At 62.0% G+C, this 11,803-nt stretch carries 13 protein-coding genes; all 13 read right to left on the bottom strand.

Annotated features, from left to right (window positions below; all coding sequences use genetic code 11):
• The 13 genes from DCN14_RS35765 to DCN14_RS35705 all read right to left on the bottom strand — a co-directional run bounded on the left by DCN14_RS35765 (position 1) and on the right by DCN14_RS35705 (position 11,798).
• Positions 1 to 213 (bottom strand): hypothetical protein, encoded by a 213-nt coding sequence (locus tag DCN14_RS35765; protein WP_096506470.1) that lies wholly within the window; start codon positions 211 to 213, stop codon positions 1 to 3.
• 10 nt (positions 214 to 223) lie between these two features.
• Positions 224 to 2,701 (bottom strand): VirB4 family type IV secretion system protein, encoded by a 2,478-nt coding sequence (locus tag DCN14_RS35760; protein ID WP_096506469.1) that lies wholly within the window; start codon positions 2,699 to 2,701, stop codon positions 224 to 226.
• The gene (locus DCN14_RS35755; RefSeq protein ID WP_059534621.1) at positions 2,698 to 2,961 is read right to left on the bottom strand and encodes a VirB3 family type IV secretion system protein; all 264 of its coding nucleotides are present in this window, start codon (positions 2,959 to 2,961) and stop codon (positions 2,698 to 2,700) included. Before DCN14_RS35755 ends, DCN14_RS35760 begins: the two co-directional genes overlap by 4 nt.
• A gap of 40 nt (positions 2,962 to 3,001) precedes the next feature.
• Positions 3,002 to 3,382, bottom strand: a complete 381-nt coding sequence (locus DCN14_RS35750; RefSeq protein ID WP_059534619.1) for a TrbC/VirB2 family protein — start codon at positions 3,380 to 3,382, stop codon at positions 3,002 to 3,004.
• Between the two features lie 17 nt (positions 3,383 to 3,399).
• The gene (locus DCN14_RS35745; RefSeq protein WP_096506468.1) at positions 3,400 to 4,446 is read right to left on the bottom strand and encodes an ATPase, T2SS/T4P/T4SS family; all 1,047 of its coding nucleotides are present in this window, start codon (positions 4,444 to 4,446) and stop codon (positions 3,400 to 3,402) included.
• Between the two features lie 275 nt (positions 4,447 to 4,721).
• The gene (locus tag DCN14_RS35740; RefSeq protein WP_096506467.1) at positions 4,722 to 5,930 is read right to left on the bottom strand and encodes a VWA-like domain-containing protein; all 1,209 of its coding nucleotides are present in this window, start codon (positions 5,928 to 5,930) and stop codon (positions 4,722 to 4,724) included.
• A gap of 7 nt (positions 5,931 to 5,937) precedes the next feature.
• Positions 5,938 to 6,867, bottom strand: a complete 930-nt coding sequence (locus DCN14_RS35735) for a hypothetical protein (protein ID WP_096506466.1) — start codon at positions 6,865 to 6,867, stop codon at positions 5,938 to 5,940.
• 100 nt (positions 6,868 to 6,967) lie between these two features.
• Entirely contained in the window at positions 6,968 to 7,993 is a 1,026-nt protein-coding gene (locus tag DCN14_RS35730; protein WP_096506465.1) for an ATP-binding protein, read from the bottom strand.
• Between the two features lie 118 nt (positions 7,994 to 8,111).
• Positions 8,112 to 8,363 (bottom strand): DUF3717 domain-containing protein, encoded by a 252-nt coding sequence (locus DCN14_RS35725; protein WP_096506464.1) that lies wholly within the window; start codon positions 8,361 to 8,363, stop codon positions 8,112 to 8,114.
• Between the two features lie 256 nt (positions 8,364 to 8,619).
• Positions 8,620 to 9,084 carry a hypothetical protein gene (locus DCN14_RS35720; protein ID WP_059702997.1) on the bottom strand — a complete coding sequence of 155 codons (465 nt, stop codon included), beginning with the start codon at positions 9,082 to 9,084 and terminating at the stop codon, positions 8,620 to 8,622.
• Positions 9,085 to 9,097: 13 nt separating this feature from the next.
• Complete coding sequence (locus DCN14_RS35715; protein WP_096506463.1) at positions 9,098 to 10,618, bottom strand: hypothetical protein; 1,521 nt, start codon at positions 10,616 to 10,618, stop codon at positions 9,098 to 9,100.
• Positions 10,619 to 10,697: 79 nt separating this feature from the next.
• Positions 10,698 to 11,108, bottom strand: a complete 411-nt coding sequence (locus DCN14_RS35710; RefSeq protein ID WP_096506462.1) for a hypothetical protein — start codon at positions 11,106 to 11,108, stop codon at positions 10,698 to 10,700.
• Positions 11,109 to 11,324: 216 nt separating this feature from the next.
• Entirely contained in the window at positions 11,325 to 11,798 is a 474-nt protein-coding gene (locus tag DCN14_RS35705) for a hypothetical protein (RefSeq protein WP_096506461.1), read from the bottom strand.
• Positions 11,799 to 11,803: the final 5 nt, after the last annotated feature.

The raw sequence follows: 11,803 nt of genomic DNA, 5'->3' as shown, positions 1-11,803 counted from the left end.
TCAGTCGAGGAATTGAACCGCCGTACGAGCGGCGCACGGCATCGTGGGTGCGTCTTCCGGCTTTTGCCGGGGTGACGGCTGCTGGCCGGCCTGCGGCGCCACCAGTCGCACGCGGACGGGCGTCCCGATGGCGATGTTGTTGATTTCGTCTGCCGTGAGCGCGAAGAGGTCGCGGTACAACGACTGCCGGGTAGAGGTCAAATTGAGCTTCATCGGGTTCCTGTCAGTCGACGGTGGCCATTTCACGCAGATAGTCCTCACGCCAGGTCGGCGAGCCGCTCGCGAGATGCTTGTCGAGCGTGCGCTGCGCCGCGCCGTCCGCGCGCAAGATCGAGAGCGCTTCTTTCGGGAACTTCGCCTGGAGCATCCGCGAGTGATCCGGCGTCACCCATAGGTAGTCTCGGTTGGGAACGCCTTCGCTGATCATGTCGATCTGGTCTTCGGTCAGCCCGAACACATCGCGATAGAGCCGCTTGTTGTTTCGCGCGTCGCGGTTCGGCAGGAAGAAGAAGTTCTGGATGTTTTCCTTCAAGATCTCGAAGTTCGGAACCCGCTCAAGCTGGCTCAGCGACTGTGTCGCCATCACCAGCGTGCCGTTCAACCCACGGATCGTGACGGCCCACATTTCCAGACGCGCATAGAAGCGTGGGTACCGGAAGAAGAAGCCGCACTCCTCGACCTCGATGATCGTGACGCGCTTGCCATCCAACCATTGCGAGATGCGGTAGAAGGCGTAATCCATGAACAGCGCGGCGGCGACCGGATAGCTCTCGAACAGCTCGCCCATCTCGATCGCAAGATCGTCGGAAAGGGAGAACGCGTCTTCGACGTGATCGAAGAATCGACCGTTCTTCTCACCCTTCGTCCAGATCTGCAAGCGATCCCGCAGCTCAACGGGCAACAGCGTGGTCAGGAACGAGAGCGTCCAGTACTCCGGGCCATAGCCCTGCGCGAGCGTGACGACCCGCTCATAAATCGTCCGCTGCTGCTGCGGGGTGCAACGGAAATCCTCCCCGTCGCCCTCGATTGCCATCTGGACCCAGTCCGACACGTAGGTGTAGTGCCGTGGGTCAACCAACATCGAAAGCGGATTGACCTGCGTCGCCGCCGCGAACTTGCCGGTTGCATCGACGAACTTTCCGTCTGCGAACACGGTGGGGATACGTGTCGATCGATTCTTGTCGAACTTGATGCGCCGCGGAGCGAAGCGTCCAGTTTGCGAAACGAGAAAGTTGAGAAAGATCGTTTTGCCCGCGCCGATCGGGCCCACGATCAGCGTGTGAGACTTCCCGCTCGGATCGTGCAAGGTGATACGCTGCAACGTCCGGTGGCGCGTCGGGAGCAGCGTGAGCGGGCCGACCTTCTGTCCGAGCTGCTGTGTAAGCCATTGGTTGACGTCACTGCCTTCCGCGACACCACGCACCGGCGCAATGTCCGAGACCACGGGTGTCTCGACGAACTGCAGCCGCTTCTGCTGATCCCACCGGCCGGGCAGCGTCGAGGCCCAGGCTGCCGCGAGATTTCGCTTCTCGACCAGCACGCCGAAGCCAGCGTTGCCGATTCGGCCGACGATCTCGCGCGCGTTGTCGTCGCACTCTTCGATCGTGTCCCCGTAAGCGACTACCGAGATGTTCGCGAATCCGTATTGCTGACCGTCCGCGATCAGGCGAGCGAGCGCGTTTTCTGCCTCTTCGGCCAGGATCTCGCGCCCTTTCTCGTTTTCCATGTTCTCCTTCTTCTCATCCTTCGAGAAAAAGCTCTTCAAGATCTTCATCGGGCTAAACGCTGCGACCTTGTAGAACGCGCGCATTTTCTCGATGTACGCCTGTGCCTTGCTGGTCGACAGGAATCGAAACATGACGCACACGTCGAACTCGGCGTCGACGTCGGCGAGCACGTCGAGCGCGGCCTCCTGGAAGCCCATCCACTCTTTCACCGCGATGATCTTCGCGTACCGTGTCCCATAGGCGGACTCGAACATGATGTGTTCTGCACCGTATGTCACGAAGCTTTCCGTCAGATGCGTGTCCAGCATCGTCACGGGGTAGCGTACGCGCCGCGGTGGAACCGACGGATTGGCGGTCTGGTGGAGGAATGCCAGCGCGTTTTGCAGCTGGAGCCGCGTCATCTTGAGGCGCGCGACGCCACCCTTGAACGCGTCCAGGATGCCTTCGAAGCGCTTGATGTCCGACGCAATGCGCTCCATGTCGAACACGAATGCACTACGCGCGAACACCATATCCTTGACGGTCTCGAGCAATGCAATCGGAACCGACTTGCCACCGACCGTGATGTGATACGCGATCTTCTCGAAGAGCTTGTTAATCCCCGTCTCGGGCGTATACGCAAGTGCGAGCGAGTGGGTGTTGCGGAAGTACTTCCCGCTTCCCACACTCTTCTGGTTGATCTCGTCAACGCGCTGATCCATCTCCGACGCGAAGCGTCCGCCGATCTCGCCCCGAACACGGCGATGCGACATGCGCCACCATGCGGTGATCCGGTGATCGAAGTTCTTGCACGCGTGGTCGAGGTTGTCGCGGGCCGCCGAGATTTCATCGGCGTTCGGACTATCCGCATCTACTCCTTCGAACGTGTACAGCGTCAACAGTGACCCGTCCTTGTCGAGAATGACTTCGGGAGTCACCATCGTCGCCCACGGGGCGATCTCCTGAATCGCCCGACGCTTCGGGTTCGCGCTCACAGCGGGAGCTCCTGATCAAAGCCGTATGGCCGTTTGAATCGCACCGCGACCCGTGCCGTAGGCAGCGGCTCGTGCACATCGGGATACCGGTTGTAGACGACCAGCACGTCTTTCCACCACGGATCGTTCGATGACAACCAACGAAGCACCCAATGCACCACGATGCCGACGACTAGATAGATCGGCGTCATGCTGCTGTAGCAAAGGAGTGCCGTTAGCGTCCCGTTCGCGATCGCGAGGCCGCGATCGGCGCCGCCCATTTGGCGCGGCAGCGAAAGCGACCGGCTAACTTTCTTCGGTTCACGCACAGGTGTAGTTGATCTTCAGCTGGTTCTTCACGAGCGGAAGCGCGCAGGAAGCGATACCGAGGCCGACGATCACGGACGAAATCATCTTCCCGATATTGCTTTCCGAGTTCGCGATGGCCACTGCGCCGACGATGATCAGCACGATGCCAAGGCCGAACAGGACCGGGCCACTGACGTAGGCCTGGATCAGGCAGATGAAGTTGGCCGCGTTGCCAAGGTCCCCGAGATCGACCGCCTTCGCGGCCGGCGCGGCCAACGTCAGGAGTAGTGCGATCAGAGTCGAGAGGCGGTTGCCACGTCCGAACAAGTATTGGCTGGTATCCAGCACCTTTTTCGAGCCCAGCGAATACAACGTTTGAATGTGCTTCTTCATCGGTAAACCCCGTGTGGTTAAAAAACGCGTTCGAGGACGTAGTCCCCGTCTTTGAACCCTTTGATCGCCAGCACTTCCGACACATGGCGCAGCTCGCCAGAGCGGCGCAGGTGGACGACGTAATGGAAGCAGTCGGCGATTGCCTTGCGCATGTCGGTGAGCTCCCAGCGGCTGCCGGGCGGGATGCCCAACATCGCGAGACTCTCGAGGCGGCTCAGGCCGCCGCGCGCATCGTTCGAGTGAATCGAACCCATTCCGCCGTCGTGACCGGTGCTGAGTGCCTGGATGAAGTCGTACGCTTCCCCGCCGCGCACTTCGCCGACGATGATCCGATCGGGACGAAAGCGCAGGCAGAGCGCCACCAGAACTTGGGTCGTGACGCCCTTGTCGGGGTTCGACAGCAGGCGAACCCGGTTCGGAAGGTCGACCTTCAATTCCATCGTGTCCTCAATCGTGATGACACGCTCCTCCTGGGGAATCAGCGCGTTCAACGCATTCAGGAACGTTGTCTTCCCGGTCGACGTACCGCCGGCGACGAGAACATTGGCGCGCTGTTGGACCATCGCGGTGAATGCCTCGGCGAGCGCTTCGTCAGCGACGTCCGGTGGGAATATCGGTCGGTCGGTATCTCGCTTCGCGTGAACCCGCGAGAACGCGCCCATCCGCGCATAGTCCTTGATCGACAGATTGGTCTCGCGGTGCCGGCGAATCGCGAGTGCGTCTCCGTCGATCGCCGTCGGCTTCATCACCGTCGCGATCCGGAGGTTCTTGTGGCCGCCGTTGATAATCCCCTGGGCCGTGCCGGCTTGCGCCGACTTCTCAACCGAGGCTGCGAGCGAATGGATCGCACCCGTCAGCGTCGCTGGATTGAACTCGACGTCGATGCGACGCATCACCCCCCGCTCCTCAACCCAGATGTTGTTCGCCGAATTGATCATCACTTCGGCGACGTTCTGGTGATCGAGGTACGGTTTGATGAGCTTCAGCGATTCGAAGAACAGCTGCACAGCGTTCTCTTCTAGTCGCGCGACCTTCAGAAAGGGATTTTCGGCAATTTCAGACATGCAGCTATTGTTGAAGCTGGCACATCCGCCGATCGCCCGAAAGAATGGCTAATTTGAACAGCTTTCACGGCCTCGACGAAGCGCATGGCCACGCCGTCGGCGCGCCGATTTCCACGCAACTGGTTGTGTGGGCAAACTCGAAATGCTCCAGAAAAACGTATAGCTTTCTCCCGTCTCGGACCTGTCGACTCGTGGCATGCGTTTGCAACCGACGAAAAAAAACCCGGTCACAAGGACCGGGCGTGTTTCAGGAAATAGCGAGCCATTGCAGTCGCTCAGCACACAACTTCGATTGTCTCGCCGAACGGGGCGCGCCGGGCGCGCTTGAGCGGTGTCGTCGACGCCCAAAGCACTGGGTAAGCCGGCTCCTCGGACGGGAACGTACCGACCATATCAGTCAAGTACACGAGAAACGCGGGGTCGATACCCTCGCTCTTGATCCGTCGAAACGGATCGATGAACGAGGTACCGCCACCACCTTTCAGCGGCGCCAGCTCGACCGGGTCGCCCCGCTCGAACACCTGAACCTGCGTTACGCGCTCGTCGCAATCCATCACGATCAAGCGACGCGGGCGAACCGCATCGGCAACGGCCAGGATCTCGGCCGCGAACTGCGCCTGCGTTTCATCCCAGACCGAGCCGCTGGCGTCGCGGACAAACACCGCGTCGCCCACCGCCGGCTCGTTCAGTGACGGCAGATACATCCCGAGGTGCAAGTAGCGACGATTCGGCTGCGCCCACGTATTGTCGGTCGGCACAGCGTCCTGCGCAAAGCGATGCAGAAGCGAACGCCAGTCGACGACCGCGGCGACAGATTGCTCGACAGCGGCCTGTAATCCGCCGCCGAGCTTGCCGCAGGCCTGCGCAGCCTTGGCCGCCTGCAGCACGGCCACCTTCCACTCCGCCGCTTTCGCCGCCTTGTCAGGCCCAGCATACTGCCGGACTTCACCGCACGACGCTGCCGGGCCACCCGCCTTGTCGTCGGAGGGTCCCGGAGGCTGCGAGCCGGGCGAACCTGTCGGTTTGCCCGCCTTACCTCCCGACGGCGGCTCGCTTGCCTGCTTGCCGCCTGGCTGCTTCGCCACTCGGCGTTTCTCATGCGAGAGGATGCCGTACACCTCTTCGGCCGACATCCCCTTGAAGCGGTGATCAATGAGCGCGCCCGACGGAAGCTGCATCCCTGCAGCCTCCACCATCAGATTGACGACGTAATCGCACGCCTCGTTCCAGCCGTCGGGGTCGCGATCACCTTGTCGCCAACAGTGCCCGCCGGCTACGTGCCATACCTCATGGGCGAGCACGCCACGGACCTCCAGGTCGTTCAGGCGCTCGGCATAGGTCGGGTTGTAGCCCAGCGTCTCTCCGTCCGTCCAGAACGTCTTACAGCTCAGGTCTTCGCGGACTTTGAGCCGTAGCGCCAAGGCGCCGATGAACGGATGGTCGAGCACCAGCGCCGTGCGCTGCTTCGCGATGCGTGAGTCCATGACGTCCTCATGCAGCGGCGAGGAACGACAGGCCCGTCGCCGACTGAACCGGGATCTGGTCAGTCAGCGGCGCCGCCGGCGCGCCGCCCATGAAGGCGGCCATCAAGCCCTCGATCTCGGTCGCCTTGCTGGCAACCTGCGACCGGAGCACTCGCGACTCCTTCAGATCCGCTCCGTTGTACGCTGCGAGATGCTGCTTCGCCTCCGTGAGGATGTGCGCGAGCTTCGGGTCGTCGTTGAAATTCAGCTTCGGCAGCAGGTCGCACAACTCTCGCACATGGTTCGCGACGTCGAGACGGACGTTCCCGGTCGCGTACAGGCGAGATGCCATCGTCGAAACGGCCTCGTACAGCCGCCCGACCAAGTCGTTGTTCGCGGTCTGGATCGATGCCATCGCGTGCTCGTCGATCTCCGTGCGCAACGTGGTCAGGACATCGCTCGGCAAGTCAACGCCGAACTGGCTGGCGTCCGGGAATGGCAGCACGGAGAGCTTGACGCCGAACTTGCCCTTCAGCTCGGCCAGACTCGGGTAGTCCGCCTCGTTGTACAGGGTGTTCATCTCCGCCCTCGCCTGCTCCTTCAGGTCGAGGTAGTTCGTCAGGAAGATCGACACGGCGAGATCGAACTCGTCTTTCATCGCACGCAGCCGCTCGGCCAGCTCCATATAGACCATGGTCGGCAGCAGTCGCACGCCCAGCTGGTCGTACTTCAGCGTCCGGCTGTAGTAGTGCGAGCGGATCCGATTGCCGATCGACACCACTTCGGCGTAGCTCGGCGCGTACTCCGGCAGCAGGCGCTTGTTGAAGCGCCCGATGCCGCGCGCGTGATGGCTTTTCTCGACCTCTTCGGTGACCTTCCCGTCATAGCGACGGGCAACCCACGTGGAAATCGTGACCGACGACAGCATGACCTTGGATTGCAGATCGGTAATGTTCATGAATAGCTCCAGACAGACAGAAAATGGCGAGACGAAAAAAAAGCCACGGACCGGAATCGGCCGTGGCAACAGGGAAAGGCACTACAGGGCTTGAAGGCGGCTATTCGCCGCGGATGATCTTGCCGATCTCACCGCCCTGCGCACGGATGAACGCATGATGGTTCTGCAGATCGGGCGTGCGCGCGATCGAGTCACGGACCAGCACCGCCGTGAACTCCCGTTTCCCCGTATCGGCGAGCCGGTCTGCATACTGCAGAACTCGCTCGAAGTTGCCATCGCTCGCCTTGTGCGCGAGCGCCGCAGTGAGGGCGTACAGGATGCTCGGCTCGTCCGGGATTGCGCCCCGGCTTGGGTCCAACAGGATCGCGTCGACCGACGGCAGAGCGCGGTAGATCGAAAGAAAGCTGATCAGCTCGGCACCGGCACCTTCGCCGACCGTCGCGCAAATTGCGTCAGGCAGCAAATCAGCCGAGACAGCCGGCATCGTCTTCGCGAGAAATCCCCACTTCCGCGGACTTGCCGACGCGACGATATCGCGGCTGCTGCGCGGCTCCCAGAGCAGGTCCGGTCGGAAGCGAAGGAACGCGATCAGCTCGGGCGGAACGTTCTGCCGTACCGCCCAAGTCGTCCAGTCATCGACAGTGGCTTCGAGCTCGACGACCGCCGCAAAACGCGAGATCAGCGGATCGAGGATCCCGCTGACACCCGCGTTGTCGCTGCGGCGATTCGTTGCCGCGACGAACGTGACGCAGTCGGGCAACTGGTGCTCACCGATGCGGCGTGCGAGCAGCAGCTGCATCTTGGCCGCCTGCACCGCCGGCGAAGCCTGCCCGAGATCGTCGAAGAACCAGACCAGTGGACGCGCCGCCGACAGCGCCCGCTCGAGGTCGCCAAAGGGCAAGAATCGGGCATGCGTGCCGTCGGCCGACGGAATCGGCAAACCCTTCGAGTCGGTCGGATCTTCGACAACCGGGTGACTGATGAGCAGGTCGTGCTCCGCCTCCTCGGTGGCAGCTTCGACGATGTCGGATTTGCCAATACCAGGCCGGCCGGTAATCAGCACCGGAAGGCGCTTCGGGATGTAGGTGGCGAGCAGCTGGGTGAGGCGTGCGGGAGAGAGTTTCATGGGGACCTTGAATGAAAGAGCCCCACGGGAATCGCGCCCGGCAGGGACGTGACCCTGCGGGGCGATTGGAGATGCCGCGATGCGGCGATTCGATGCGTCCTGAGACGCGAGTTGATGCCTACGAACGAGCGCCGATGAGCGCTGCGGCCTGCGTCGACGTCAGCGATGATCGCGGAACGCACGTGGCGCGGTTCACGATCATGACACCGTAGACGTCGGCGAGAACCCGGGCCTCGGCGCAGAGAACGATCAGCTCGTCGGGCCCGGTCGGCGCCGGCGAGCGGTTGCGCCACACGTTGATCGCCACTTCGATCTCGACGATCGACACGGCATCAGGTGGCAATGGACTGGAAGTTTCAGATTGGTTCACGGGTGACCTCAGAAGTGTCGCCCCGTGAAAGACGCCCGGCGGGACGTGATTCCCTGGGGCTGGAAGTGGCCGCATTGCGGCGGATTCGATGCGTCGGTGACGCGGTGAGTAAAGCCAGTGTAGGATCCGCCATCCTGCGTGCTGGCCGGAAAGATCGAGAAATTCACGGGGCTTAGAGACCCTCACGTTCCGAATGGACGAAAAAAAACCGGCGCACGTGGCGCCGGTTGTTCGATAACGAATGGTGTAGCACCCCTCACGTCCCAAGCAGTTCGCCCTGGACGCTCAACATCGGAAGTACTTTCGCAAGGCCCTCGGCGTCCCGCTCACGCATCCGTCGCGTTCGCTCCTCGCCGACACCGTTGTGCTTCTCAACCACGTAGACGAAGTACTGCGGTTTCGCCGGCCCCGGCCATACTCGCCATTCGGCCATGATTCGGGCGCGCATCTCCGGGGAACACGCGAAATATGCGGCACGCCCCGAGCGCCAGACACGCGCGTCGTGGTCGCGCATCCGCTGCTCGCTCTTCCGGGCCCGTTCTATGCGCAACGCCTTCTCTGCATCGACGTCCGTTTCAGGTGCCGGCGCGAGCTGGTCCGCGAACAAGGGACAGTCACGCTCGAGCTTCTTCGCAATGCGCTTGTGCCGATTCAAGAAGGCCAGTTCCTTGCGACGCGTCCAGATGTAGTCCTCGTAACGGATAGTTCGATCGAAACGCATAATCCCCCCTCGATCAAGCTGCCAGCTGAGTGAGCCGCGACCGCGCATAGTCCAGCGTGCCGTTCTTCGCGTGGAGTGTCCGCCCTTCAGTCGAACCCGGCTTCGCCAACGCGTATCGCGTCGCCGCACCATGGCGAAAGCTACGGATCTCCGAGTAGCCGTCGGCGATCGCCTGGTCAACGTGCTCGACGCCCGTGATCAGCACGTTGTCGTGCGTGCGGTACCGGGCGAGGCCTGCCTGTTTCTTCGCGTCATTGGCGGTCTCTTCGGCGCGACGGTGCGCGCGGGCGGCGTCCTGCTTTGCCTCCCACTCGGCTTGTGCCGCCTCGTCATAGCCGCAGAACGCGAAGATCGCACGCCGCCGGCGCGTCGAGTTCAGGCCGCGCAATGAAACACCGAATTGCTCGCGCAATACACGCTTGCTCTGGTCGTTCCAGCCGGCCGCGTTGTCCAGGACTGACAGCAAAGCGCCAACGTTACGCGCCTCAACATCGGCGGCAAACCGGTTGGCCCCTTCGAACGTCATGCGGCCTCGCTCCAGCTTCGCCATCTCGACCTGCAGGTTGTACTGCCGCAGCGAGATCCGCCCCTTCTGTCGGTCGGCTCCGAGCCTGTCCAGCGACTTTTTCAGGACGGCGTCCCCGATCAGATCACGCAGGCGCTCGGCTACGGGCGACATCGCGAAGCCGACGTCCACCGGACGCTGGTACTGTTCGGGAAGATCCGGTTTTTCGACGAGGCCTGCGGCGAACAGCCGGTCGTCAACCTCCACGTAGGAGATACCGGCCGGCGCGGACTGCAGCGCGGCGACGATACCGGCACCGAGCTCGGCGTCGATCTGCCTTTTCTCGTGACGGTAGATCGCCACCGCGGACTGCATGACGTCGTACGGGAGCGTGTTGCGCAGAACTGGCACGTCCAGGAGAACGGGGAACCACCGCAGGTCGTACTGGAAGCGCTTAGCGTCGCCACGATAGTCCGCCAGCACCGAATCAGGAATCGGGTGATCCAGAAACAGCGCATAGGCGACATGAACCTCGTGCCGGCCGTTTACCCCGCCTGAGAGCGAGAGACGCGGCCCTTGCGACGTGAAGCCGAACAGCGCGTTTGCAACGTGGTCACAGACATCCGGCAGGTGGAAGCGCCGACCGGTGCCACGCGCGGCCTCGACTTCAGCCTCGAGCTGCTCGCCGGACAGCATCCATGCCGGCTTCGTCGCCAGCTCGAACACGAACTGGAAGACCTCCCAGCGCTTGCGCGTGACTTGCCAAGGTTGCAGTTGCCGCCCGTCCCGGCTAAACCAGCGGTTGCGGATTTCTTCGAAAAGCGAGGTGAAGATCGCTTCGGCCGTGCCAGGCTGTCGTACGGTCAAGATTCCGTTGTAGCGGAGGATCGGCATTTCGACGCCACCGCGCGTGAGCGAAATCTCGGTCGTTTCGTAGGCGGATAACGTTGCGTCGTGAAAAAACACGTGGAATACGTGTGCGAGGGTGTCGGCGTGGATCGAGGCGTCAGGAGTTTTGATCGTGTACATCAGTGGTTGTCCTTGCGAAAAGGGGCAACCACCCCATCCGGGCAGTTGCCCCGGATTGGGAAAAATTGAAGGTGACTCGTCAGTCGATGTTGAGCAGGTTCGATACCACCGCGGCAACGGCCCAGCCATGGGAACGCGTCAGCGTCTTGATGCGAATGAGCGGTTGAGTTCGCCAGTGGCCGACGCCCAACGCCGCATCGAGCCAAACTGTGTCGAGACGGACGATCCACCCTTCCGACTGACCCCGCTCGATCGACACGCAGCAACGCCGCTTATTCTCGCCAGCGGCCGGCCATTTGGACCATGGCTTTCGACCAAACACGGCCTCGTTTGCATACATAGACCGATTGGCAACGAACACCCATTCCGGCTCGAGCTCCGTAGCACGAAGTGAGTCCTCGATGTATCGAGCAACCTCCTCGACCGTCTTACCTTCGAGTTCAAACGCGTCCTGCGACCGCGATACCGGCCGCTCCAGTACTTCAGACATGGAAACCCTGAAAATAAAAAGGGCCGCACCGAAAGGTGCAGCCCTTGATTGGAAGGCGGCCGCCCAGATGGGCGACCGTCAGTTCGATTTAATGCGTGTGGTGCCGCAGAGAACGACGTTGGTCGCGCTCCGCCTTACGACCGCGTTCGCATGCGACGATGCCGTAGCCGCAGAACACCAGCGTCAGAAGCAGTGCAACAGGACCGAAGTACATATTCATTCTCCGTTCATGGAATCCATGCCTATCACATAAGTTACCACACCGATCACGACCAGTGCTGCAACGTTCATCGCCGCCCAGATCGAGAACTCCGAGATGGCGTGCACGTAGCCGACCACACCGACGATCGACGAGACCGTCAGCGTATGGCAGAACCGTCCGAACTGCTGCCGCTGGTCCTTGGACCAGGACGCGCGAACCAGTCGCGCGCCCAGCCGGGACCGCGGCGAGGCGGCCGGCGGCTCTACCGAGACGACAGCAAAGCTGTCGTCCGTCGATTGAATGAGCTTTGCCTCATTCCCATCCCAGGATGCGGTGATCACCGGCGGCGATTCACTCTCATGCACGACCGCCAGGAAAGCACGAACACGGGCCGAAACATAGACCATGCCGAGTTCCGCGTCATAGGACCCGCGATCGATTATCGAGATCCCCGAGGGGTACTCGATGCAAACGTCGACGAATTGCATCCCGC

The sequence above is a fragment of the Burkholderia sp. IDO3 genome, from assembly GCF_003366075.1.
Lineage (GTDB): Bacteria > Pseudomonadota > Gammaproteobacteria > Burkholderiales > Burkholderiaceae > Burkholderia > Burkholderia anthina.
The sequence above is the reverse complement of the archived record's forward strand: the minus strand, read 5'-3'. Positions and strand labels throughout refer to the sequence as shown.

Coding starts and splice junctions, on each gene's coding strand:
- DCN14_RS35765 (WP_096506470.1), bottom strand. CDS start 213: ATGAAGCTCAATTTGACCTCTACCCGGCAGTCGTTGTACCGCGACCTC.
- DCN14_RS35755 (WP_059534621.1), bottom strand. CDS start 2,961: ATGGGCGGCGCCGATCGCGGCCTCGCGATCGCGAACGGGACGCTAACG.
- DCN14_RS35750 (WP_059534619.1), bottom strand. CDS start 3,382: ATGAAGAAGCACATTCAAACGTTGTATTCGCTGGGCTCGAAAAAGGTG.
- DCN14_RS35745 (WP_096506468.1), bottom strand. CDS start 4,446: ATGTCTGAAATTGCCGAAAATCCCTTTCTGAAGGTCGCGCGACTAGAA.
- DCN14_RS35740 (WP_096506467.1), bottom strand. CDS start 5,930: ATGGACTCACGCATCGCGAAGCAGCGCACGGCGCTGGTGCTCGACCAT.
- DCN14_RS35735 (WP_096506466.1), bottom strand. CDS start 6,867: ATGAACATTACCGATCTGCAATCCAAGGTCATGCTGTCGTCGGTCACG.
- DCN14_RS35730 (WP_096506465.1), bottom strand. CDS start 7,993: ATGAAACTCTCTCCCGCACGCCTCACCCAGCTGCTCGCCACCTACATC.
- DCN14_RS35720 (WP_059702997.1), bottom strand. CDS start 9,084: ATGCGTTTCGATCGAACTATCCGTTACGAGGACTACATCTGGACGCGT.
- DCN14_RS35715 (WP_096506463.1), bottom strand. CDS start 10,618: ATGTACACGATCAAAACTCCTGACGCCTCGATCCACGCCGACACCCTC.
- DCN14_RS35710 (WP_096506462.1), bottom strand. CDS start 11,108: ATGTCTGAAGTACTGGAGCGGCCGGTATCGCGGTCGCAGGACGCGTTT.
- DCN14_RS35705 (WP_096506461.1), bottom strand. CDS start 11,798: ATGCAATTCGTCGACGTTTGCATCGAGTACCCCTCGGGGATCTCGATA.